Origin of the sequence: Myxococcus sp. CA033 (genome assembly GCF_013336625.1) — a bacterium.
Taxonomy (GTDB): Bacteria; Myxococcota; Myxococcia; order Myxococcales; family Myxococcaceae; genus Myxococcus; species Myxococcus llanfairpwllgwyngyllgogerychwyrndrobwllllantysiliogogogochensis.
The window spans coordinates 147,109-171,537 of the sequence record NZ_JABUMU010000017.1 but is presented as its reverse complement, the minus strand read 5'-3'; the positions used below and the strand labels follow the sequence as shown (position 1 = coordinate 171,537).

Annotated in this window: 7 protein-coding genes; 2 read left to right on the top strand and 5 right to left on the bottom strand. The window is 65.2% G+C overall.

What is annotated here, in order from left to right; all coding sequences use genetic code 11:
* Positions 1–4: 4 nt before the first annotated feature.
* The 5 genes from HUA78_RS31275 to HUA78_RS31255 form a co-directional block, all read right to left on the bottom strand.
* A complete protein-coding gene (locus tag HUA78_RS31275; protein ID WP_174462063.1) occupies positions 5–1,294 on the bottom strand; it encodes an NAD(P)/FAD-dependent oxidoreductase in 1,290 nt (429 codons plus the stop codon).
* On the bottom strand, positions 1,295–4,306 hold the full coding sequence (vioB, locus tag HUA78_RS31270; protein WP_174477799.1) for an iminophenyl-pyruvate dimer synthase VioB: 3,012 nt from the start codon (positions 4,304–4,306) through the stop codon (positions 1,295–1,297).
* A complete protein-coding gene (locus HUA78_RS31265) occupies positions 4,303–5,607 on the bottom strand; it encodes an FAD-dependent oxidoreductase (protein WP_174455282.1) in 1,305 nt (434 codons plus the stop codon). The genes vioB and HUA78_RS31265 overlap by 4 nt, the downstream gene beginning before the upstream one ends.
* Positions 5,608–6,125: 518 nt before the next feature.
* Positions 6,126–7,892, bottom strand: a complete 1,767-nt coding sequence (locus HUA78_RS31260; protein WP_217442654.1) for a thiamine pyrophosphate-binding protein — start codon at positions 7,890–7,892, stop codon at positions 6,126–6,128.
* Between the two features lie 258 nt (positions 7,893–8,150).
* Positions 8,151–9,098 carry a pirin family protein gene (locus HUA78_RS31255; protein WP_254614411.1) on the bottom strand — a complete coding sequence of 316 codons (948 nt, stop codon included), beginning with the start codon at positions 9,096–9,098 and terminating at the stop codon, positions 8,151–8,153.
* Between the two features lie 69 nt (positions 9,099–9,167).
* Between HUA78_RS31255 and HUA78_RS31250 the strand changes: the two genes are divergently transcribed.
* Positions 9,168–12,113 carry a hypothetical protein gene (locus HUA78_RS31250; protein ID WP_254623982.1) on the top strand — a complete coding sequence of 982 codons (2,946 nt, stop codon included), beginning with the start codon at positions 9,168–9,170 and terminating at the stop codon, positions 12,111–12,113.
* A gap of 178 nt (positions 12,114–12,291) precedes the next feature.
* Entirely contained in the window at positions 12,292–24,420 is a 12,129-nt protein-coding gene (locus HUA78_RS31245) for a non-ribosomal peptide synthetase (protein ID WP_174477797.1), read from the top strand.
* Positions 24,421–24,429: the final 9 nt, after the last annotated feature.

Genomic DNA, 24,429 nt, shown 5'->3' with positions numbered 1-24,429 from the left:
CGAGCTAGTTCATCCTTCCAAGCTTGTACCACACATTCTGCTTCCGCTGGATTCGCTGCAACTCGTCGTAAGGGACCGAATCGAAATACAGCTTCTCCGCCATGTCCGGCGGATAGAGGCTGGGAAATTTCTGATGCATGTAGCGGGCATACTGGGCCCGCAAGAAGAAGATGAAGCGAGGATTGCTCAGCATCTCGTAGTTCGCGATGGACATGTCCTGCATCGCATCCGCCTGCACCTTCCGCTGGCGGGTGAACTCCGGGAGCACGACCTCAAGGTCATGGGCGTGTTTGTCCAGCAGGGTGGAGAAGACATAGGCATCTTCCAGGGCCATGTTCATGCCTTGCCCCATGAAGGGTGCGGTGGCATGCGCCGCATCGCCCATCAGCACTGCATTCCCACGATAGTGAAAGGTGCTGGAGCGAACATTGACGAGGTCGTTGCTGGGCAGTGTCATGAACTGCTCCAGCATTTCTTGCCGGCGGGCGAGCGGCAGGCCCCCGAAATAGTGGTTGAAGAAGGCGCGCAGGGTGTCTCCATCTTGCGTCGCCAGGCTCAAGGCCCCCGTGTATGGCAGACAAATCGCGAAGCTGATGCTATCACCGGGGATGGTCGCCGCGCGGCCGGCGAAGAGCCCCTTGGAGTCCATGCCAAAAAAATACAACAGGTCCTTCCGATAGCCCAACTCCGCGGCATTGGTGAGGACCAGCGTCTTGTAGCCGTGGCGGAAGAAGGTCTGTTTGAATTCGAAGCGCCGCAGGCCGCTCTGCATGGACTGGCGTACCGCGGAGTGTGCGCCATCCGCGCCGATGATCAAATCCCCTTGATGGCGCTGGACCCCACCGTCGTTTTCCTGGACGAGGACTGACTTCTTCTCCAGGTCGACACCCAGGCATCTGGATTCGAAGTGGTACTTCACGCCGAGAAGGGCGGCGTGCTTGTTCAACAGCCTTTGAAACGCCAACCGATCCAGGGACAGAGGGGAAATCCCCTCGGACGGAGTGAGTTCGCGGATCCTGTACTTTCCGCCAACAGAGAAGGCCATGCCGGCGATGGGTTCGCCGCACCGCTTCAACTCTTGTGGCTCAATCCCGGCCCGCAGCACCGCCTTGATGCCCCTGACGTTCATGCTGACGCCGATGGCGCGCGAGCTGGTCATCTCCAGGGAGGAGAAGGTGTTCTGCAGCGGGTCTCTCCGCCTTTCGACGACACGAACGTCGTACCCACGCCGCGCCAGATAAATGGCGGTCAGGCTGCCTGCCAGTCCGCCGCCCACAATGATGGCTTTGTGCATTCAGGCCTCCCTTGGAATGTTCCCCTGGGCCAGATCGGTCAGTTGACGATTGAAGAACTCCAACATTTCTATCGGTGCCACGCCGACAAGGTCCGCGCCAATGCCGCGGGCCACCTGCGCCAATGTCAGGCATTTCTGAGCCAGCATCTGGCATCCCGAGGCGTAATCGCCGCCGACCTGGCCCTTGACTGGCTCGGGCACTGGCGGTCCGGCATTGCGCCCGGGCAGACCCGACGGCGTATTCATCAAGGTGATCGACAAAGGGCGCAGCAGACCCGTCATGATGTCGATGGAGGCATTCATCAAGCGGGAGCGGCGCAAACTGCCCAGCGGTCTTTGCGCGAAATGATGGGCCATCAGTAGCACCATCAACTCATGACACCCTTGATACAGGCCCATCAGCGACCTGGCATCCTCGTTCACCACCTGGACACAATCGTCGCGTGGCTCCAGGGCCGGATTCCTCAATGCCGGTACGGCCGGCTCAAACGGTTTCTTCTGGGCGCTGAATCGGGTGGCCATGCGGCGCAGTCTTTGAAAATGCGAGGACTCGAAGGATGGGGCATCGACCGCGACACCCTCTCCCTGCTCGGTGACATAGTCGATGGAGAAGAGCGCGCTGTCCCGATCAAAAACCTCCAGCTGATACCCTGGGAACAGCTTGTTCGTCAGTTCATTCAAGAAGAGATGATGTTCCCCGCCGCGTTTGCCGGGGCGGGTGTCGAACAGGTCAGGCAGCTCACGAAGCGCCTGGCGAATCGAGCTGTAGAAATCCGCGATGGACTTTCCTGGCACGGGGATATGTCCAGGCCATTCAAACCGAACGAACCTGGCGAGCACATGCTCCGAGAAGGGCTCGAAGGAAAACTCGGTATCCAGACCAAAATGGAGCCGCGCCTGCGCGCCCACCATGGGGGTGCCCGCATGGAAGGGTTCGCCCAAGGCCATCAGCACATTGTTCATCACGAGATAGTGAATCATCTCTTCATGCGCGATTTCCAGCAACGTGCCGCGCACACCACTGTTGCGGCGCCTGTCCTCGGTGCCGCAGGCCAGCTCCAGCTCCGCCATCTGCCAACGGCCCGCCTGAACCTGCTTGAGCCCTTGTTCGTAGTTGGGAATGGAGTAGGCGGCATACAGATACTGAAACAGCAGGGACAGCTCCAGGTCGATCGCTCTCTTCAACTCCTTGACCAGGTGGGCCCTACTGCTGATCGGCTGCGGACCAGGAGGCTCAGGAAGGGAGGTCCTGGAGGCCGCTTCGAGGTGCGTCAGGTATTTCAGGAACAGCTTGGACTTGGGCAGGGAGAGTTCCCTGGTGCTCGGCATGTAGTAGCTTTTGTCCCGGTTGAGCGGATCGCACATCTGCCACATCAGCCGGGAATACGTTTCGCACTTACAGCGGTCCGCCAGGCTGAACACCTTGTTCGACATGAAGGGGTATACCAGCTCGTAATAGCTCATGACGTGCTGATACAAGAATGCATAGTCCACCTGCTCGGCGGGGACCTCATCCAGGTGCCAGTCGTCGGGCAATACCCTGACGCCAATGGACTGGCTGTCTTCTCCGGCGCTCAGCGCAACGCGAGTCGCGCCAGGGCGTTGGCCCGTAAGGGTGACTTGCGCATAGCCAGCCCCCAGTGCCGACGAAGTCAGGTGCGCAGTCAGCATGCCGGAGTCTTCAGCCTGCACCGCGAGCGCCGAGTGCGATGCCAGTTCGCCACGGAGGCGGCTTTGCACGGTGATGGTCTCCGGGAAGACCTGGTCCTTCCGCTTGTTGGGCGCCTCCAGAAACAGGTGGTTGCTGTCGGACTGCACCACCCAATCGGCTTCTCTCCACTGGGCGTGTTCGCTTGTCAGGAGAAGCGAATCCGTGGCGGAGTTCAACAACGGCACATCCAGCACGCCATGATGGCGCCAAAAATCGAGGTAGAGTTTTTCAGGGATTCTGGCAACCAGTGCGCCGGACTGGTTGAGGAGTGCAAGATCTCCCAGCGGCAGTTTTCCGCCCAAGGCATGGGTGGGATGCTGGTCCGAGACAGGTTGGGCGCTTCGGGTCGTGAATGGGACGGCGGTCGGCATGTTGAGTGACACCCGGTCCGACTGCACCCTCACCACGACCGGTCCCAGGCCGGGCTGGCGTGGCACCAGCAGACGCCCCGTCGGATAGGTTTCCAGCTCATGCCGGCACCACAGGCCAACGGTGCCAATCAGATCATAAAAGACAGGTGAATCCGCCCCCCGCGGCGTCGACATGTTGAACAAGGCGTACTGGACCGTCAGTCCCTGTACCTCGTCGCCCTCCAGCGCTTGCAGCACGGCCTCCAGGCCGGGAGATGGGGATGCTTGCGACGTGGGTAGAAACTGGGTGTCGTTTTTTGAAACGGAGAATTGAAACAGCCGCGAGCGGGTGAATTCTTCGGCGAGGAAGTGGTCGTTGCGCTCGACGACATGCCCGGTCCCCACCCAGCGAACGGAATGAGCCCGCGGAATGCTCGCCGTGAGCAGCGCCGGAGTGTGAGGCGTAGCGTGCTTGTCGCTCAGCGTCACCTGTCCGGCGTATATCAAGGTGGTGTCGGCCCGGCTGGGGTTGTTGTCCACCCATCGGGCGCGATTGAACGTCGTGCGAAGGTATTCGTTGTAGTTTCCCCAGAGCGCCAGTTGGGCCCCCACCAGACTGTCGCTGGTGTCGAGGTCCCCTTCCCGCAACTGCACGCCCGTGATCCTGACGTTTTCCCAGGAGAAGTGATTGTTGCCGCCGAAATTGTAGCCGGCGGCCTCGCTGAAGATTCCTCCGGAGTCCGCCCTCCCCTCCGCGTCGTATCTGGGAGCCAGCTGCTTCAGGTGCTCATGGAATTCGGAGGGCGGCCGGCGAAGATCGAACGGAGCCCCCTCCATGAGGACGGTATTGGTGGCGATGTCGATCTGGCCATGCGTGTTTCGATTCGCGGTTGGAACATTGGCGCGAGCAAAGCCTCGAAAGAACAGCCGAGGAAAATAGAGGATACTCATGGCGTTCGACAAGCGGTGCTACGAGGGCTTTGTTGATACCGGTTCTCTGAAGCGCTGGTGAGCTGTTCCAGCAAGAGCCGAACTGCTTGATGCGCGCTGAGCAGTCCACCTTCCATCCAGCCGCCATGCGGCGTGTAGGCATCTGAGCAGGCGATGACACCATCGCGATGAACCAAGGCGGTGGGCTGATCCGCCTTGGATTCCAGACAGAACTCCACTCCATGTGGCCAATGCTTGTGAAAATGGTCCTTGATGGGAGGTAGGGGCTTTCCACCGAGGGGGAGAACCTGTTCCAGGCAGGCGCGCACCCTCTTCAAATAGACGTCCTCGCCTTGCTCCAGGCTGTCCTGCCAATACGTCGCGTTTTCGCCGTCGGTGTAGAACTGTACGTATTTTTCGCCTTTGAAGTAGATCTTCCTCAAAGGGTTGTTAACCACCAGGACCTTGTCTGTCATCTGACAGTCTCGCCACCAGGCGCCATTGAAGGTCAGAAACCCCTTGAACAAAGGCAGGGAGCCATATTGGTAGGGACTCCAATGGGTGGGAAAGCCGAGATTGAGCTGTGTCATGGCGGAGGGTGGGATGGCCAATATGACGTGCCGCGCCCGATGTATTTGTATGTTGTCTTGATGACTGAAGGCGAGGCCGTATCCATCTCCTGAGCGCGAAACGGAGAGCAACCGGTGTTCCATCCGAAACTCGACCCGGCCCTCCTGTGCCTGACACTGAAGGCGCGCCAGCAGCTGGCCGTAGCCTTCCGGGGCATAGCGCCATTGGTTGCTTGTGTCATCAACCAGGCTTTGCGTTTCCGGGTGCTTCTTGATGATGCTGTATGCCATGGACGCAGAGACCATCGGCAGAAGGAGGGCGTCATACCCCATGGCCTTGATGATCTTCCTGGCCTCCCCTTCCCCCAGATAGTGGCTGACGAATTCCAGGAATGAGGCCTGGGGATGCTCATCCAGATTGGAGAGCAAGCCAAGCAAGGTCGCTCTCAGCTTTCCCTGCATGTCGTCTTGAAATACGGCTTGAGTGAATGGGTAGGTCGCATGTTGATGTTGGAAACAATGCATGAGCGCCTGGAAACGTGGATGCAACTGCGGCGAGTAGCGAGCGGCACCCAGCTCGGTGATTTCCCCACCGTCCAGCTTTCTTGACTGGATGCGGCCTCCCACGCTGGCATTCAAATCAAACACTCTGACGCGCAGACGGTTGCTCAGGGGGGAAGTCGCCAATCCAGTGGCGCAGGTCAGCCCTCCGATTCCGGCACCAACAATGCAGACATCTGAATGATGTGTCATCTCAAGGTTCTGGACAGAAGAGGGACCACTGGGGCGGATCCTCATCGTGCTGAGCAAAAAGCATGGCTCAGCCCTCGGAATCCAGCCGACGAAGATCTGATGGCCCCTGGAGTAAGTCACGCTCGCCCGCTGAATACAACCGACCAGGCAGTACTAGGAGAATGTTGATAAACGCCGCCCCGATAGTTAACGGGCTTTGCCAATCACTCTCTCGACTGCTCAGGAAGCGGAAATGCGACGGCCCGCCCTGGAGACATTCCGGGGCGGGCCGTTTTCGATTCACGACGACGTCTGCTCATTCATGCTTCAGGCGGCGTGGGGCACAGACTCGTGGCACGAGTGTATGTCGTCGTCTGGTCCCACCTCGTCCAGGGTCCGCAGCCGCTGTACCCCACGATCACCGTGCGCGCCGCGGTGGAGTAGTCGAGGACAGCTTATGGGTTGTACGGCACTCCCAGACCAACACACTGGGAGTAATTTCCCCATCCCGCCGCCCCGCAAGGGAATGCACCAGGGGCTCAGAAGCGAGGCAGTCCGCTGTCGTCCCGGTATGACAAGGAATAGAGGGAGGCCCCCATCTGGGCCAGGCCCGCGGGGGCGTCCAGCGGAGCCAGCCGAACCTCCACGAACACCAGCCGTCCGCCGCGCTGGGCACGCACCGCCTCGGCCAAGACAGGCGCCACCTGCTCCGGCTTCTCGATGAGCAAGGTCAGCGACTGACCTGGAGCCCCCAGCGCATCACAGACGGCCGGGTAGTTCCACTTCGGGATGTCATTGTAGACGGACTCCGGACCGACGATGAGGCGCTCGATGGTGTAGCCCGCGTTGTTGATGAGGAAGACGAGGGGCTTGAGCTTCAAATGCAGCAACGTGGAGAGCTCCTGGGCCGTCATGATGAAGGAGCCGTCGCCGATGAAGAGCAGGTGGCGCCGCTCCGGGGCCGCCGCCAGGCTGGTGCCCAGCAACGCCGGCAGCGTGTAGCCGATGGAGCACCACAGCGGCTGGGCCACCCAGCTCACGCCTCGGGGAAGCTGCGTGGATGAAAAGCCCACCATGGGGCTGCCCGCCTCGACGACGAGGACATCCTCCGGCTCCAGCAACCCCGCGAGCGCGGGCCAGAGCTGCGCGTGGGTCAGCGGCGTCCCGGTCTTGGGGATGGGCACTGGCGCCCGGGCCGCCGCCGTGGCTCGCAGCCGGGCGGAGCGGGGAACAAAGTCCTGGGCCCCCCGAGCGCCCAGCGACTCCGTCAGCTCCTCCAGCACCTCGCTCAACACCAGTCCGCTGTACAGGGACGGTGGCACACCCTGCGTCCCCTGCCCCAGCGCGGCGCTGAAGAGCTGGAGATCCACCAGCCGGGCGGACTCCAGGCGATGAGAGAAGGAGTGCGTGTTGAGGTCCGTGAAGCGCGTGCCCAGGGCTACCACGCAGTCCGCGCCGTCCACCCAGTCCCGCACGTATGCATCGGACAGGCGCCCGCCATAGAAGCCGAGGAACGCCGGATGCCCCTCGTCGACCAGGCCCCGCGCTGAGCTGAGCAACGCGATAGGAAGTCGGCCGGCCTCCGCCATCGCGAGCACCTTCGACGCGAGGCCGAAGCGCTGGATATCGCTGTCCACCAGCAGCGCGCACCGTCGGGCACCCCTCAACCTTGGCACCAGCTCCTCGAGGAGCAGCCGAAGACTGTCGGGGTCGCTCCGTGGAGCCTCCTGCACCAGCGGTGCCTCGGGAGCTGGGACGTGCTGGAACGTCACGTCGGAGGGGAGCTGGAGATACACGGGCCGCCGCTCCCGGAGACACGTGCGCAGCACCCGGTCGATCTCCTGGGGTGCATTCGCCTGCGTCAGCACCGCTTGCGCAACAGTGAAGGGCGCCACGCTCGCCAGCGTGTTGCCGAAGTCTCCATCCCCCAGGCTGTGGTGAATCACGGAGCGCTTCTGGAGATGGGACAGCGGAGGGGCTCCGGTGATGGCCACCACGGGCACCCGCTCGGCATACGCGCCGGCGATGCCGTTGATGGTGCTCAACTCCCCCACGCCGTAGGCCGTCAGCAGCGCGGCAACCCCTCGCATGCGGGCATACCCGTCCGCGGCGTAGGCGGCATTGAGTTCGTTGCAGCACCCGACCCACCGCAGCCCCGGATGCTTGAGCAACTGCTCGAGCACGCCCAGGTTGAAGTCTCCCGGGACGCCGAAGACATGGTGGATGCCCAGCTCCTGCAAGCGGGCCAGCAGATAATCTCCGACAGAGACGGACACTTCTCGCGACTTCATGTTCGGATGGCTCACGGCGATTCCTCCCCGCACAAGAGACTCGCTCGGGCATCTCCAGACACCCAAGGTCACTGCGAAAGGATTTGCATCGCGAGCCTCACAACTCAATCCGTGAAAACCCTGCCCTCCCTCGCCCGTCGGCTTCCCATCAATCCAAGCGGCGGATACTGAAATGGAGAGTGTTTGCACAAGGATTGAGCTGCCTCGGGGCACACAGACACTCCCCGCAGAAGGACCTCCTGCGGGGCTGTCTCAATCAACCTTGCGGGCGTGTCAGGGATAGCGGGGCACGTTTGGCTCGGGCTCCGGGAGCGGAATGAATTCCGTCTCACCCGGGACCTGGCCGATGCGCCCCGCGAGCCAGTCTTCCTTGGCCTGCTCGATGCGCTCCTTCGAGCTGGAGACGAAGTTCCACCAGATGTGACGCGGCCCATCCATGGGCTCACCGCCAAAGAGCAACAGGCGCGAGCGCGTGGCCCCACCGCCCCGGGCGACGACGTCCGCGCCCGGACGCAGCACCAGGAGCTGACCGGGACCGAAGCTCTCGCCGCCGACCTCCACCTGCCCCTCCGCGATGAACAGGCCCCGCTCCTCATGCACGGACGGCACGGGAAGCCGGGTGCCCACGTCGAGCTTCACGTCCGCGTAGAACAGCTCTGACTGCGTCTTCGCCGGAGAACGCTCGCCGAAGAGCTCGCCTGCGATGAGCCTCAGCTCCAGGCCGTGGTCCTGGATGACCGGAAGCGCCTCCACCGGCGTGTGTACGAAGGACGGCGCGACCTCCTCGTGCTTGCCGGGCAGCGCCACCCAGAACTGGATGCCGAACAGCCGGTTCGCCTTCACGCGCGCCTCCGGCGGCGTGCGCTCCGAGTGGACGATGCCGCGTCCCGCCACCATCCAGTTCACCGCGCCGGGCCGGATGGTCTGCACCACGCCCAGCGAGTCCCGGTGCAGGACCTCGCCATCGAACAGATACGTCACCGTGGCCAGGCCAATGTGCGGATGGGGCCGCACGTCGAGCCCCTTGCCCGCCTGGAGCACCGAGGGCCCCATCTGGTCCAGGAAGATGAACGGGCCCACCATCCGCCGCCGCGACGACGGCAGCGCCCGGCGCACCTCGAAGCCATCCCCCAGGTCCCGCGTGCGCGGAACGATGACGGTCTCCAGCGCGGAGCCAGGCTCCGCGTCGACATAGGGTTCCTCGGGCATCTTCCAGGCCATCGGCTCACACTCCTGTAAAAATTCGCTCCGTCCGGACATGCCATGGGTAGGTCCGGACACTCCAGACCCATGAGACTGCGTCACCGTCACGGGCATTTCCACGAAAGCGAATGCCAGTATTTACGGTTCACACCGTATCCACGGAAGATTCCGTATTCCCTTCCAACCGTCACTCCCTCGACGGAGGGAGGGAAGAGTCCCTCTCCCCTGGAGGATGATGTGAAACCCCGGTGCACTGCCGTTCGAGCTGGTTCGCTGAGAAGCGTTGTCTTGACGTTGCTGCTGGCGGGAGTCTTTTCAAGCCGCGAAGCCGTGGCGGCGCCCTTCACGCTCTTCGAAAGCGGACAGGTGCGGCCCCTGGCCCTCTCCCCTGACGGAAGGCTGTTGTTCGCCGTCAACACTCCGGACAACCGCCTGGAGATCTTCCGCGTCGGCAACAGTGGCCTCAGCCACCGGGGCTCGGTGCCGGTGGGCCTGGAGCCCGTGGCCGTCGCCGCGAGGACGAACGACGAGGTCTGGGTCGTCAACCACCTGTCTGACAGCGTCAGCATCGTCCGCGTGGACGGTGAGGGAAACAGCGGCATCGTGACGCGCACGCTGCTCGTGGGTGACGAGCCTCGGGACCTGGTCTTCGCGGGCCCGGGCCGGCGGCGCGCGTTCATCACCGCGGCGCATCGCGGACAGAACGCGCCGTTCGACCCCCAGCTCACCACGCCGGGCGTGGGCCGGGCCGACGTCTGGGTCTTCGACTCGGACCACCTGGGCAGCTCGCTGGGCGGCACGCCGCTCACCATCCTGTCGCTGTTCTCCGACACGCCCCGGGCCCTGGCGACGACGCCCGACGGCTCGCGGGTGTACGCGGCGGCCTTCCACTCCGGCAATCGCACCACGGTGCTGCACGAGGCGGCCATTCCCAACGGTGGCGAAGCCGCGGGCGGCGTTCCGAGCCCCAACACCAACTTCGCGGGCGTCCCCGCCCCGGAGGTCTCCGTCATCGTCAAGTACAACGGGCAGGACTGGGTGGACGTGGTGAACCGCTCGTGGACGCCGCAGGTGCGCCTGTCCCTGCCGGACAAGGACGTCTTCGCCATCGACGCCACCTCCAACCCGCCCGCGCCGCTCACCGGCAGCGGGAGCGTCTACGCCGGCGTGGGCACCATCCTGTTCAACATGGTGGTCAACCCCGCCAACGGGAAGGTGTACGTCAGCAACACCGAGGCCCGGAATGACCTGCGCTTCGAGGGGCCCGGCACCTTCGCCAACACCACGCTGCGCGGCCACATCCACGAGAGCCGCATCACCGTGCTCGGCCCCACCAGCGTCACGCCGCGCCACCTCAACAAGCACATCAACTACGGCACCTGCTGCGCGCCCACGCCCAATCCGGAGAGCGAGAAGAGCCTCGCGCAGCCGCTGGGCATGGCGGTGACCTCCGACGGCGCCACGCTGTTCGTCACGGCCTTCGGCTCCTCGAAGCTGGGCGTCTACTCCACCGCGGCGCTGGAGGCGGACACCTTCGTGCCGAACGCCGCGAACCAGATTCAGCTCACCGGCGGCGGCCCCACGGGGCTGGTGCTGGACGAGGCGCGGCGGCGGCTCTACGTGCTCACCCGCTTCGACAACGCCATCTCCGTCATCAACACGACGACGCGCCAGGAGATCGCCCACCTGCCCATGTACAACCCGGAGCCCGCGAGCGTGGTGGAGGGCCGTCCGTTCCTCTACGACGCCCGGAACAGCTCCAGCCACGGCGACTCCTCGTGCGCCAGCTGCCACATCTTCGGCGACTTCGACAGCCTGGCCTGGGACCTGGGCAACCCGGACGGCGCGGTGAAGAACAACCCCAGCCCCGTCGTCCCCATCATGCCCGAGTTCGGCAGCGATCCGACGTTCGGCCAGAGCACGGCCTTCCACCCGCTGAAGGGCCCGATGACGACGCAGAGCCTCCGAGGCATGGCCAACCACGGCCCCATGCACTGGCGAGGAGACCGCAACGGCGGAGACAGCGCGGCGAACGCCCAGCCCAACAACGGCTCCTTCAATGAGTCAGAGGCCTTCAAGCAGTTCAACCCGGCCTTCATGGACCTGTTGGGCCGCAACGCCCAGCTCACGCCGCAGCAGCTCCAGAAGTTCACCGACTTCGCGCTCCAGGTCGTCTATCCGCCCAACCCCATCCGCAAGCTGGACAACTCCCTCACGACCACGCAGCAGGCGGGCCGGGACTTCTTCCTGAACACGATGACGTTCTTCCACGGGCCCTGCGGCTCGTGCCACACGCTCGACCCCAACGCGAACCCTGGCGAAGGTGTCTTCAAGGGCTTCTTCGGCACGGACGGCCGGTCGTCGTTCGACGTGGTGCCGCAGTTTCCCAAGGTGCCGCACCTGCGCAACGCGTACCAGAAGGTCGGAATGTTCGGCGCGCCCTTCGCCACGGGCAATCTGCCCGTGGATCCCTTCATGGGAGACCAGGTGCGCGGCTTCGGCTTCAACAGCGACGGCACCGTCCCCACCCTCTTCACGTTCAACAGCGGCTTCGACTTCCACCCCATCTTCAACTCGGTGGGCATCCCGGATACGCCGGAGGGCGTCGCGGCGAAGAAGAACATGGAGCAGTTCATCTTCGTCTTCGACACGAACCTGGCGCCCATCGTCGGCCAGCAGGTGACGCTGACGGCAGCCCAGGCCGCCGTGGTGGGGCCGCGCATCAACCTGCTGGTGGCGCGAGCGAACGCGGGCGAGTGCGACCTGGTCGCCAAGGGCCGGGTGGGCCCGCACGATGCGGGCTTCCTCTACGTGGGAGGAGGTCAGTTCATCGTCGACCGACAGGGTCTGCCAGGAGTGTCGGACGCAAACCTTCGCGCCGCCACCACGGCGAGCAACGGCGTGCTGACGTACACGTGCGTGCCCCCGGGCTCGGGAACGCGCATCGGCATCGACCGGGACCTCGACGGCTTCCGCGATGGCGACGAGCGCTCCGCTGGCACGAACCCGGCGGACCCGACGAGTCACCCGTAATAAACTGAAACACAACTCAACGGAGATCCGCCTCATCAGGGCGGGGAGGACCAGCCAATCTTGCGCATGTCTCGGCAAGCCTCCTAGATATGACTCACGCGTTCCGCCCCGTCTCATCGGCTGCCGTGCCCCCCGCGGCAGCCGTCGCTTTCTCATCCTGTGAGGGCGACGCGTTGACATGCTCGACGCCCTCTCCTTGTCGGCTCCCTCTCCGGCTTCTCTTCCCTCCAACATCGCGGACGCCTTCGAAGCCCAGGTAGCGCTGCGTCCTCACGCTGTCGCGGTCAGCAGCGACAGCGTGAGCCTGACGTATGCGGGACTCGACGCGCGGGCGAACCAGCTCGCGTGGCGCCTGCGCGCCCAGGGCATCGGTCGAGAGCATCCCCAGGTGGGCGTCTGTCTCCCGCGCTCGGCGGAGCTGCTGGTCACCCTCCTCGCCATCGTCAAGGCGGGCGGCGCCTACGTTCCGCTCGATCCCGACTACCCGTCCGAGCGACTGCGGTTGATGGCGGAGGACGCGGGGGTCCACGCCATCGTCACGCAGACGGGCCTGCGCTCCCGCCTGCCGTCGGGCGGTGTGCCCACGCTGTGCCTGGACGCACTGGAGGCGGAGCTGGACGCGCTTCCCGCGCATCCGCCCAAGCGGGAGGTCTGCCCGGACGACCTCGCCTACGTGGTCTTCACATCGGGCTCCACGGGCAAACCCAAGGGCGTCTGTGTTCCCCACCGGGGCGTGTTGCGGCTGGTGCTGGGCGCCAACTACGTGGACGTGGGCCCCGACGACGTGCTGCTGCAGCTCGCGCCCGTGGCCTTCGATGCGTCGACCTTTGAAATCTGGGGAGCGCTCCTCAATGGCGCGCGGCTCGCCGTGTTCACCCAGGGCGCCGCGGGGCTGGACGAGCTGGGTCCCTTCCTGGAGGCGCAGGGAGTGACGGTGGTCTGGGTGACGACGGGCCTCTTCCATCAACTCGTCGAGCTCGGCCTGCCTGGAATGGGCCGCGTGCGCGAGCTGCTCACGGGAGGCGAGGTCCTCTCCGTGCCCCATGCGCGCAAGGCGCTGGAGCAGCTTCCGCACATCCGGCTGGTCAACTTCTACGGGCCCACCGAGAACACGACGTTCACCAGCTTCCACCCGATGCGCGGAGCACTGGAGACAGATGACACCACGGCCGTCGCCATTGGCCGCGCCATCTCCGGGACGCGGATGTATGTACTGGACGAGGCGCTGCGGCCCGTTCCCGTCGGAACCGTGGGTGAGCTGTACACGGGGGGCTTGGGCCTCGCGTGGGGATACTGGGAGCGCGCGGACCTGACGGGAGAGCGCTTCCTGCCCGACCCCTGGAGCGATACGCCCGGTGGGCGGATGTACCGCACCGGAGATCTGGTGCGGCGGCGCGTCGATGGAGTCATGGAGTTCATCGGCCGTCGCGACCACCAGGTGAAGCTGCGTGGCTTCCGAATCGAGCTGGGGGAAGTGGAGAGTGCGCTGCGCCAGCATTCCTCCGTGCTGGAGGCCCTCGCGCTCGTGCGAGAGGACTTACCGGGAGACCGGAGGCTGGTCGCGTACGTCGTCGCGCGAGCGTCCTCCGTCGAGCTGCGCGAGCACGTGCAACGCCTGCTCCCCGGGTACATGGTGCCCGCCGCCATCGTGGTGCTGGACGCACTGCCACTCACGCCCAACGGCAAGGTGGACCGCGCGTTGCTGCCCACACCCCAGGCGCACTCCGAGGACTTCATCGCGCCGGAGTCGGCCCTGGAGACCGCCGTCGCGCGCATCTGGGCGGAGGTGCTGGGCATGGACGCCGTGAGCGCCACCGCGAACTTCTTCGACCTGGGGGGCCACTCGCTGCTCGCCACGCAGGTCGTCACCCGGATGCGCGAGGAGACACGGTTCCACCTTCCGCTGCGTGCGCTCTTCGATCAGCCCGTCCTACGCGAGCTTTGCGCCCGTCTCGAGGAGACCCCGAGCGCGTTCTCCGAGGACCTCATCCGACCCGCCCAGGGCGAGGCGCGCTTGAGCCCATCGTTCGCGCAGCAGCGCCTGTGGTTCCTCGACCGGTGGATGCCAGACACGGCCGTCTACTCCCTGCCCATGGCGTTCCGGTTGGAGGGGCCTCTCGACGTCACGGCCCTGGAGCAAAGCCTCCAGGCACTGGTTGACCGTCACGAGTCCCTGCGCACGACCTTCCCGGGCGAAGGCGCTCCCGTGCAACTCGTGGCGGAGTCCGTGTCCGTGCGGCTGGAGCGGAGCTCCGTGAGTTCAGTCGAACAGGCCCATGCCCTGCTGCGTGCCGCGGCGGAACGTCCGTTCGACCTCGCACGTGGTCCGCTCTTTCGAGCGCTGCTGGTGACGACCGCTGCTCACGAACATGAGCATCTGTTGCTGCTCAACCTCCACCACATCATCGCCGACGGCTGGTCCTTCGGCGTCCTCTACCAGGAACTCTCCGCCGAGTACCTCGCTCGACTCCAGGGTGTGGCCTCCTCCCTCGCCCCTCTCTCCATCCAGTACGCCGACTTCTCCTCCTGGCAGCGTCACTGGCTCTCCGGCGACACCCTCTCCTCCCAGCTCTCCTTCTGGACTCGCCTCCTCGACGGCGTCCCTCACGTCCTCTCTCTTCCCTCTGACTTTCCTCGTCCCTCTCTCCAATCCTTCGAGGGCTCCACTCACCGCTTCTCTCTTCCCCTCCACCTTCGCGACTCCCTCGACTCCCTCTCCCGTCTCCACGGTGCCACCCTCTTCATGGCACTGCTCTCCTCCTTCCAGCTCCTCCTCTCCCGCTACTCCGGCCAGCTCGACTTCCTCGTCGGCTCTCCCATCGCCAACCGCACCCGTCCTCAGCTCGAATCCCTCATCGGATTCTTCGTCAACACCCTCCCTCTCCCCGCTCGCCTCTCCGGCAACCCTTCCTTCCTCGACGTCCTCCTTCGCACTCGCGACTCCTGCCTAGGCGCCTACTCCCACCAGGAGCTTCCCTTCGAGAAGCTCGTCGAGGAACTCCACGTCGAGCGCGAGCCCGGACGCAGTCCGTTGGTCCAGGTCCTATTCGCGCTCCAGAACGCTCCCGGGGGACAGCTTCAGCTTCCAGGGCTCCAGGTCGCTCCGCTGGATCTGGAGACACGGACGTCGCGGTTCGAGCTGTTCCTCGCGCTGGAGGAATCCCCCGAGGGACTCCGGGGCTCCATCGAGTACTCCACCGCGCTGTTCGCTCCGCACACCATCGAACGGATGGCGGAGCACTTCGTGCGACTCGTCGAGGCGTTCGTCCGGGAACCCGAGCGTCCTTGCGGACAAGTGCCGATCCTCTCCGACGACGAGCAACGCCAGTGGCTCATCGACTGGAACCACACGGCGCGCGCCTACCCGTCCGAGTCGTCTCTCGTGCGCCTCTTCAATGCACAGGTGGCGCTGCGGCCCGAAGCCGTGGCGGTTCGACAGGGAGAGCGCGCGCTCACCTATGCCCAGCTCGATTCGCGCGCCAATGCGCTGGCCCAGGTACTGCGAGCCCAGGGCGTCAACCGCCGGCATCCGCAGGTGGGCGTGTGCCTGCCTCGGTCCCCGGAGCTCATCGTCGCGTTCCTCGCGAGTCTCAAGGCCGGCGGAGCGTACGTTCCGCTCGACCCCGAGCACCCCACGGAGCGACTGGCCTTCATGGCCCATGACGCCCGACTCGCGGCCATCGTCTCTCACGATGCGCTGAGCACGCGGCTTCCCGAGGGACCGTGGCACGTGGTGAACCTGGATCGGCTCGGGGATGCGCTGGAGGGTTCGGCGTCAACTCCGTGGGTGGATGACAGCACCGCCGATGACCTGGCGCACATCATCTACACCTCCGGGTCCACGGGGCGTCCCAAGGGTGTCTGCATTCCACACCGGGGTGTGGTTCGCATGGCGCTCGACCCGGACCAGGTCCGCCTGGGGCCAGACGACCGGGTCGCCCAGGTGACCACGGTGACGTTCGACCTCTCCACCTTGGAGATCTGGGGTGCGCTGCTCAATGGCGCCGCGCTCGTCATCTTCGACAAGGACGAGGTCATCCAGCCCGACGTCTTCGCGCGCCACCTGCGGGAGGAGCGCATCTCCGCGCTGGTCGTCGCGACCGCCATCTTCCACCACACCGCGCGCACGCACCCTGATGCGTTCGCGGGGTTGCGCTGGGTCATCTTCGGAGGAGAGGCCGCCGACGCAACGACTGTTCAACGCGTGCTCACACACGGAGCACCGGTCGCATTGGTGAACGGCTACGGCCCCACCGAGAACACCACGTACAGCACCTGGTATCAGGCCCAGCCCTCCACCGAGCTGTCGGTCCCCATTGGAAGGCCTGTCTCCAACAGCACCGCCTATGTGCTCGATGCGAATCTGCAACCTGTTCCTCGGGGTGTCGCGGGTGAGCTGTTCGTCGGAGGCGACGGCCTCGCCTGGGGCTATTGGGACAGACCCGACCTCACCGCCGAGCGCTTCATTCCCCATCCCTTCAGCACGACTCCGGGCGCGCGCCTCTATCGCACGGGCGACCTCGTTCGCTTCCGTCAGGACGGAGAGCTGGACTTCATTGGCCGCCGCGACAACCAGGTGAAGCTGCGCGGATTCCGCATCGAACTGGGTGAAGTCGAGGCCGCGCTGCGTGCCCATCCCGCCGTGCGCGACGCCGTCGTGCTCGTGCGAGAGGACTCGCCGGGTGACAAGCGACTGGTCGCATACGTCGTGACGCGAAGCTCCGGGACACTGTTGCGTGAGCACCTGGGACAACAGCTTCCCAGCTACATGGTGCCCTCGGCGGTCGTCGTCCTCGACGCGCTTCCACTCACACCCAATGGCAAGGTGGATCGGCGCGCGTTGCCGGCGCCTGAGTTCGGAGCGTTGGAGACGGACTCGTTCGTCGCTCCACGCACGGAGCTGGAGTCGCGGCTCGCGGCCATCTGGGCCGCTGTGCTTCAGCTCGACAGCGTCAGCGTCACCGCGAACTTCTTCGACCTGGGCGGGCACTCCTTGCTCGCCACCCAGGTCATCTCTCGCATCCAAGAGCACCTGGGCACGTTGATTCCCGTTCGCGCGCTATTCGAGGCGCCCTCCATCGAGGCCCTTGCTCGCGTCGTCGAGCAGCGCCGAAACGACGTTCCTGCTCCGACAGACGTGGCCCTCGTCCCAACGGTGAGCAGAGACGCGCCGCTGCCGCTCTCCTTCGCGCAGGAGCGTCTCTGGTTCCTCAGCCAGCTTCATGAGCAGCAGGCCGTCTACAACATGCCCTTCGCGCTGCGTCTGGAGGGCGCTCTTGACGTCGCCGCACTCCACGACAGCCTCCGCGCGCTCGTCCTTCGTCACGAGGCTCTCCGCACTCACTTCCCCGGCGACGGCGTTCCCTCTCAGCACATCTCCGACTCCCTCGACTTCGACTGGGAACTCGTCGACCTCTCGTCCTCTCCCAACTCCGACGACGAAGCCCTTCGCCTGCTCCAACTCGACGCCGAGGCTCCCTTCAACCTCGCCCTCGGTCCTCTCTTCCGCGCGCGCCTCTTCCTCCTCGCGCCTCAGCGGCATCTGCTGCTGCTCAACCTCCACCACATCATCTCCGACGGCTGGTCCTTCGGCGTCCTCTACCAGGAGCTCTCCGCCGAGTACCTCGCTCGACTCCAGGGCGTGGCCTCACCTCTGCCCCCGCTCTCCATCCAGTACGCCGACTTCTCCTCCTGGCAGCGTCACTGGCTCTCCGGCGACCCCCTCTCCTCCCAGCTCTCCTTCTGGACTCGTCTCCTCGACGGCGTCCCTCACGTCCTCTCTCTTCCCTCTGACTTCCCTCGCCCCTCTCTCCAATCCTTCGAGGGCTCCACTCACCGCTTCTCCCTTCCCCTCCACCTTCGCGACTCCCTCGACTCCCTCTCTCGTCTCCACGGTGCCACCCTCTTCATGGCACTGCTCTCCTCCTTCCAGCTCCTCCTCTCCCGCTACTCCGGCCAGCTCGACTTCCTCGTCGGCTCTCCCATCGCCAATCGCACGCGTCCTCAGCTCGAATCCCTCATCGGCTTCTTCGTCAACACTCTCCCTCTCCCCGCTCGCCTCTCCGGCAACCCTTCCTTCATCGACGTCCTCCTCCGCACTCGCGACTCCTGCCTTGGTGCCTACTCCCACCAGGAGCTTCCCTTCGAGAAGCTCGTCGAGGAACTCCACGTCCAGCGCTCCTTGAGCCATGGCCCTCTCGTCCAGGTCATGTTCGCTCTCCAGAACGCGCCCGGTGCACCGCCGTCCTTCCCGGCGCTCAGCGTCGAACACGTCGAACTCCATCCCCGAACTTCCAAGTTCGACCTCACGCTCTCTTTGGAGGAGTCCTCGGATGGCCTTCACGGCGTTTTCGAGTTCGCCACCGCGCTCTTCGCGCCAGCCACCGTCGCGCGAATGGCGGACCACCTTCGCAGGCTGATGGAGCAGGTCGTCCGGACTCCGCACGTCTCCATCCACTCACTGGACCTGCTCTCCGCCGACGAGCGTCGCCAGTGGCTCGTTGAATGGAATGACACCGGCCGGCCGTATCCGGCCCACTCGTCCATCGTCGAGTGCTTCGCCACCCAGGCCGCGCTGCGTCCCGACGCCATCGCCGTGCAGTACGGCTCCGACTCGCTCTCGTACGGCGAGCTGGATGCTCGCTCGAACCAGCTCGCTCGCATCCTTCGTGCTCACGGAATTGGCAGGGCGCGTCCTCAGGTCGGGGTCTGCCTGCCCCGCTCTCCCGAGCTGATTGTCACGCTGCTAGCCATCCTCAAGGCGGGTGGCGCCTACGTCCCGCTCGACCCGGATTACCCCTCTGAGCGTCTCGACTTCATGGCTCGCGACGCACAAGTCGTCGCCGTCGTCACTCACGAGTCGCGCAGAGAGAGCGTGCCTTCGGGTGATTGGCGACTCCTGAGTCTTGACCTGCTTCGCGAAGCGCTGAGTGCGAACAGCAAGGCGCCGTTGGAGTGCGACCTCGGTCCAGATGACCTGGCGCACATCCTCTACACCTCAGGTTCGATGGGTAGACCCAAGGGTGTCTGCATCCCCCACCGAGGCGTCCTCCGCCTCGTCCTCAACTCCAATGACGTTCAACTCGGGCCCGACGACCGCGTCGCCCAGGCCGCCACCGTCGCCTTCGACGCCTCCACCTTCGAAATCTGGGGCGCCCTCCTCAATGGCGCCGCCCTTGTCATCCTTGAGAAGGATGACGTCATCGACCCGGCTGTCCTCGCCCGTCGTCTCCGCGACGAGCGCATCTCCGCCCTCGTCCTCACCACTTCTCTCTTCAACCTCGTCTCCCGCTCCGAGCCTTCCGCCTTCTCTCGCCTCCGCTTCGTCCTCATCGGCGGTGAGAACGCGGACCCCTCCTGCATCAACCGCGTCCTCTCCTCCGGGCCTCCTCAGCGACTGGTCAACGGCTACGGCCCCACCGAAAACACCACCGCCAGCACCTGGCACCCCACCCTCTGCCACCAGGAACTCTCCGTCCCCATCGGCAGGCCCATCGCCAACAGCACCGCCTATGTGCTCGACGTGCATTTGCAGCCCGTGCCCATGGGCGTCACAGGGGAACTCTTCGTCGGAGGCGATGGCCTCGCCTGGGGCTACTGGAACAAGCCCGACCTCACCGCCGAGCGCTTCATTCCCCATCCCTTCAGCGAGGCTCCCGGCGCTCGCCTCTACCGCACCGGTGACCTCGTCCGGCTTCGCACTGACGGTGCTCTCGACTTCATCGGCCGCCGCGACAACCAGGTGAAGCTGCGTGGCTTCCGCATCGAGCTGGGTGAAGTCGAGTCCGCCATCCGGGCTCACCCCGACGTGCGCGACGCCGTCGTACTCGTGCGGGAGGACTCGCCGGGTGACAAGCGACTGGTCGCCTACGTCGCGACGGAGCTCGCCGGCTCCGTGTTGCGCGAGCACCTGGGGAAACAACTTCCCAGCCACATGGTGCCTTCGACGGTCATCGTCCTCGCCGAGCTGCCCCTCACGCCCAACGGGAAGATCGACCACCGCGCACTCCCCGCACCCGAGGCGAATCGCGTCGACGGTGAGGCGTTCGTCGCTCCACGCACGGAGCTGGAGTCGCAGCTCGCAGTCATCTGGGCAGTGGTGCTTCAGCTCGACAAGGTCAGCGTCACCGCGACCTTCTTCGACCTCGGTGGGCATTCATTGCTCGCCACGCAGATCATCTCGCGGAGCCAGGAACGTCTCGGTGTTCCGCTGGCCGTGCGGATGCTCTTCGAAGCACCGACCATCGAGTCCTTCGCACAGGCCGTGGATCAGCGCCTCCAATCAGCGCAGACGGTTCAGAACACCTCGCTCATTTCGACGGTGAGCAGGGATGCACCGCTGCCGCTCTCCTTCGCGCAGGAGCGCCTCTGGTTCCTCAACCAGTTCCATGAGCAGCAGGCCGTCTACAACATGCCCTTCGCGCTTCGGCTGGAGGGTGCTCTCGACGTCGCCGCCCTCCACGACAGCCTCCGCACGCTCGTCCTTCGTCACGAGTCCCTCCGCACTCGCTTCCCAGGCGATGGCGAGCCTTCCCAACGCATCTCCGACGCTCCCGACTTCGACTGGGGACTCATCGACCTCTCGTCCTCTCCCAACCCCGACGACGAAGTCCTTCGCCTCCTCCAGCTCGATGCCGAAGCGCCCTTCAACCTCGCCCTCGGTCCTCTCTTCCGCGCGCATCTCTTCCTCCTCGCGCCTCAGCGGCATCTGCTGCTGCTCAACCTCCACCACATCATCTCCGACGGCTGGTCCTTCGGCGTCCTCTACCAGGAGCTCTCCGCCGAGTACCTCGCTCGACTCCAGGGTGTGGCCTCCTCCCTCGCCCCTCTCTCCATCCAGTACGCCGACTTCTCCTCCTGGCAGCGTCACTGGCTCTCCGGCGACACCCTCTCCTCTCAGCTCTCCTTCTGGACTCGCCTCCTCGACGGCGTCCCTCACGTCCTCTCTCTGCCCACTGACTTCCCTCGCCCCTCTCTTCAATCCTTCGAGGGCTCCACTCACCGCTTCTCCCTTCCCCTCCACCTTCGCGACTCCCTCGACGCCCTCTCCCGTCTCCACGGTGCCACCCTCTTCATGGCACTGCTCTCCTCCTTCCAACTCCTCCTCTCCCGCTACTCCGGCCAGCTCGACTTCCTCGTCGGCTCCCCCATCGCCAACCGCACCCGTCCTCAGCTCGAATCCCTCATCGGCTTCTTCGTCAACACCCTCCCTCTCCCTGCTCGCCTCTCCGGCAACCCTTCCTTCCTCGACGTCCTCCTCCGCACTCGCGACTCCTGCCTCGGTGCCTACTCCCACCAGGAGCTTCCCTTCGAGAAGCTCGTCGAGGAACTCCACGTCCAGCGCTCCCTGAGCCATGGCCCTCTCGTCCAGGTCATGTTCGCTCTCCAGAACGCGCCGGCTGGACAGCTTCAGCTCCCGGGACTCGTGGTCGATACCCTGGAGTTGCACCCGCGCACGTCGAAGTTCGATCTCACCCTGTCGTTGGAAGAGACGCCTCACGGACTCAACGGTGTCTTCGAGTTCGCCACCGCGCTCTTCACGCCCGCGACCATCTCGCGCATGGCGGACCATCTCCGCGGCTTGATGGAGCAGGTCGTCCGGACTCCGCACGCCTCCATCCACTCCCTGGAGCTGCTCTCAACCGACGAGCGTCGCCAGTGGCTCGTCGAATGGAACGACACCGGCCGGCCGTATCCGGCCCATTCGTCCATCGTCGAGCGATTCGCCACCCAGGCCGCGCTGCGTCCCGACGCCATCGCCGTGCAGCACGGCTCCGACTCGCTCTCGTATGGCGAACTCGACATGCGCTCCACTCGACTCGCGCGCATCCTCCGTGCGCAGGGGGTCGACAGAGCACGTCCCCAGGTCGGAGTCTGCCTGCCCCGCTCTCCCGAGTTGATCGTCACGCTGCTCGCCATACTCAAGGCAGGCGGCGCCTACGTCCCGCTCGACCCTGACTACCCTTCCGAGCGCCTCGACTTCATGGCTCGCGACTCACAGGTCCAGCGCATCGTCACGCAGACCTCGCTGTCCGTGCGCGTTCCCCACGGTGACATCGAGCCGCTGTGCATCGATGCCCTGCCACCTGTCTCCGATGACGAGCTTCCTCGGCTCACTCACGACATGGGGCCCGACGATCTCGCTTACGTCACCTACACCTCGGGCTCGACGGGTCGCCCCAAGGGTGTCTGCATTCCCCACCGCGCCGTCCTTCGACTCGTCCTCGACTCCGACTACGTCCAGCTCGGACATGATGACCGCGTCGCCCAGGCCGCCACTGTCGCCTTCGACGCCTCTACCTTCGAAATCTGGGGCGCCCTCCTCAACGGCTCCTCCCTCGTCATCCTCGACAAGGATGACGTCATCGACCCCTCCATCCTCTCCCGCCGTCTCCTCGACGAGCGCATCTCCGCCCTCTTCCTCACCACCGCTCTCTTCAACCTCGTCTCGCGCTCCGAGCCCTCCGCCTTCTCCCGTCTCCGCTTCCTCCTCTTCGGCGGCGAGAACGCGGACACCTCCTGCGTCAACCGCGTCCTCTCTCTCGGGCCTCCTCAGCGTCTCCTCCACGTCTACGGCCCTACCGAGAACACCACCTTCAGCTCCTGGCACCCTGTCCTCCTCCACCACGAGCTCTCCGTTCCCATCGGCAGGCCCATCGCCAACAGCACCGCCTATGTGCTCGACGTGCATTTGCGGCCTGTCCCCACGGGCGTCACCGGGGAACTCTTCGTCGGTGGCGATGGCCTCGCCTGGGGCTACTGGGACAGGGCCGACCTCACCGCCGAACGATTCATCCCCCATCCCTTCAGCTCGGCTCCCGGCGCGCGCCTCTACCGCACCGGTGACCTCGTCCGCCTTCGCCACGACGGCGCTCTCGACTTCATCGGTCGCCGCGACAACCAGGTGAAGCTGCGCGGCTTCCGCATCGAGCTTGGCGAAGTCGAGTCCGCGCTCCGCTCACACCCCGACGTGCGCGATGCCATCGTCCTTGTGCGCGAAGACACGCCGGGAGACAGGCGCCTTGTCGGCTACGTCGCGACAGAGTTGGAGCTGACGTCCACGGTTCTTCGCACCTTCCTCCAGGGGACCCTCCCTTCGCACATGGTCCCCTCCGACTTCGTGGTCCTCCCGTCACTCCCGCTCACGGCGAACGGCAAGGTCGACCACCGTGCGCTGCCCCGACCCTCCGCTGCAGGGGATGACTCGAATGCACGCGTGGCGCCGCGCACGCCGCTGGAGGAGGACATCGCATCCCTGTGGGCGCAGGTCCTCGGCCGCGAGTCCATCAGCGTGACGGCGAGCTTCTTCGACCTGGGTGGACACTCGCTGCTCGCCGCACAGCTCGTCGCGAAGCTGTCCGAGCGCTTCGGCTTCAAGGTCCCGCTCCAGGTCCTCTTCCAGAGTCCCACCGTGGCGGCGCTCGCCTCCTGGGTTCAAGACAAGCTGACGCCCGGTGAACTCGACACCGCGCCCGCGCTTCCCGACGGTATCGTCTTGCTCCAACGCGGACGCGACGACCTCCCGCCACTCCTGTGCATGCACCCGATTGGCGGAACCGTCTTCTGCTACCAGGACCTCGTGCGCGCGCTCGGTCCGGAGCGCTCCGTCTACGGCTTCCAGGCCCCGGGCGTGAATGGCGAATGCGAGCCACTGCAGACCATCGAGCAGCTCGCCTCCGTCCACCTGAACGCCCTGCTCCAACTGCGTCCGCGCCCGCCGTACTACCTCGTGGGCCTGTCGATGGGCGGCACCATCGTCTACGACATGGCGCAGACCCTGCGGCGACTGGGAGTCCCACCCTCGCTGCTCGTGTTCCTCGACACGCCAGGGCCAGGTCAGCTCCCCAAGCGCTTCGAGGACGACGCGGAGCTGCTCGCCGCCACGTTCGGTGACTCGTCGGAGGCGCTCATCTCCCTCCTGCGCGGACTGGACCCGCAGGCCCAGATGCTCGAGGTGCTGCGACGCGCCCGCGACGGCGCCGTGGTACCCGACTCGTTCTCCCTCGTGGACCTCCAGGTCTTCCTCTCCGTCTGGAAGGCCCATATGCGCGCGCTGTTCAGCTACGAGCCGTCGCCCACCGAGGGCACCGCCATCTACCTGCGCGCCCAGGAGTACGTCCCGCCACACCCTCGACACCCCGAGCGGCCGTGGCAGGAACTCGTCAAAGGCGGACTGGAACTCATCGGCGTCCCCGGCAATCACCAGACGATGATTGAACCGCCCCAGGTCACCGTGATGGCCCGGCACCTGAACGACTTCATGCGGCGAATCGAAGAAGCGGTCCTTCCGAAATCCACGGGGACTTGAGCGCCCCCC

Coding starts and splice junctions, on each gene's coding strand:
- HUA78_RS31265 (WP_174455282.1), bottom strand. CDS start 5,607: ATGACACATCATTCAGATGTCTGCATTGTTGGTGCCGGAATCGGAGGG.
- HUA78_RS31245 (WP_174477797.1), top strand. CDS start 12,292: ATGCTCGACGCCCTCTCCTTGTCGGCTCCCTCTCCGGCTTCTCTTCCC.
- HUA78_RS31275 (WP_174462063.1), bottom strand. CDS start 1,294: ATGCACAAAGCCATCATTGTGGGCGGCGGACTGGCAGGCAGCCTGACC.
- HUA78_RS31255 (WP_254614411.1), bottom strand. CDS start 9,098: ATGGCCTGGAAGATGCCCGAGGAACCCTATGTCGACGCGGAGCCTGGC.
- HUA78_RS31250 (WP_254623982.1), top strand. CDS start 9,168: ATGAGACTGCGTCACCGTCACGGGCATTTCCACGAAAGCGAATGCCAG.
- vioB (WP_174477799.1), bottom strand. CDS start 4,306: ATGAGTATCCTCTATTTTCCTCGGCTGTTCTTTCGAGGCTTTGCTCGC.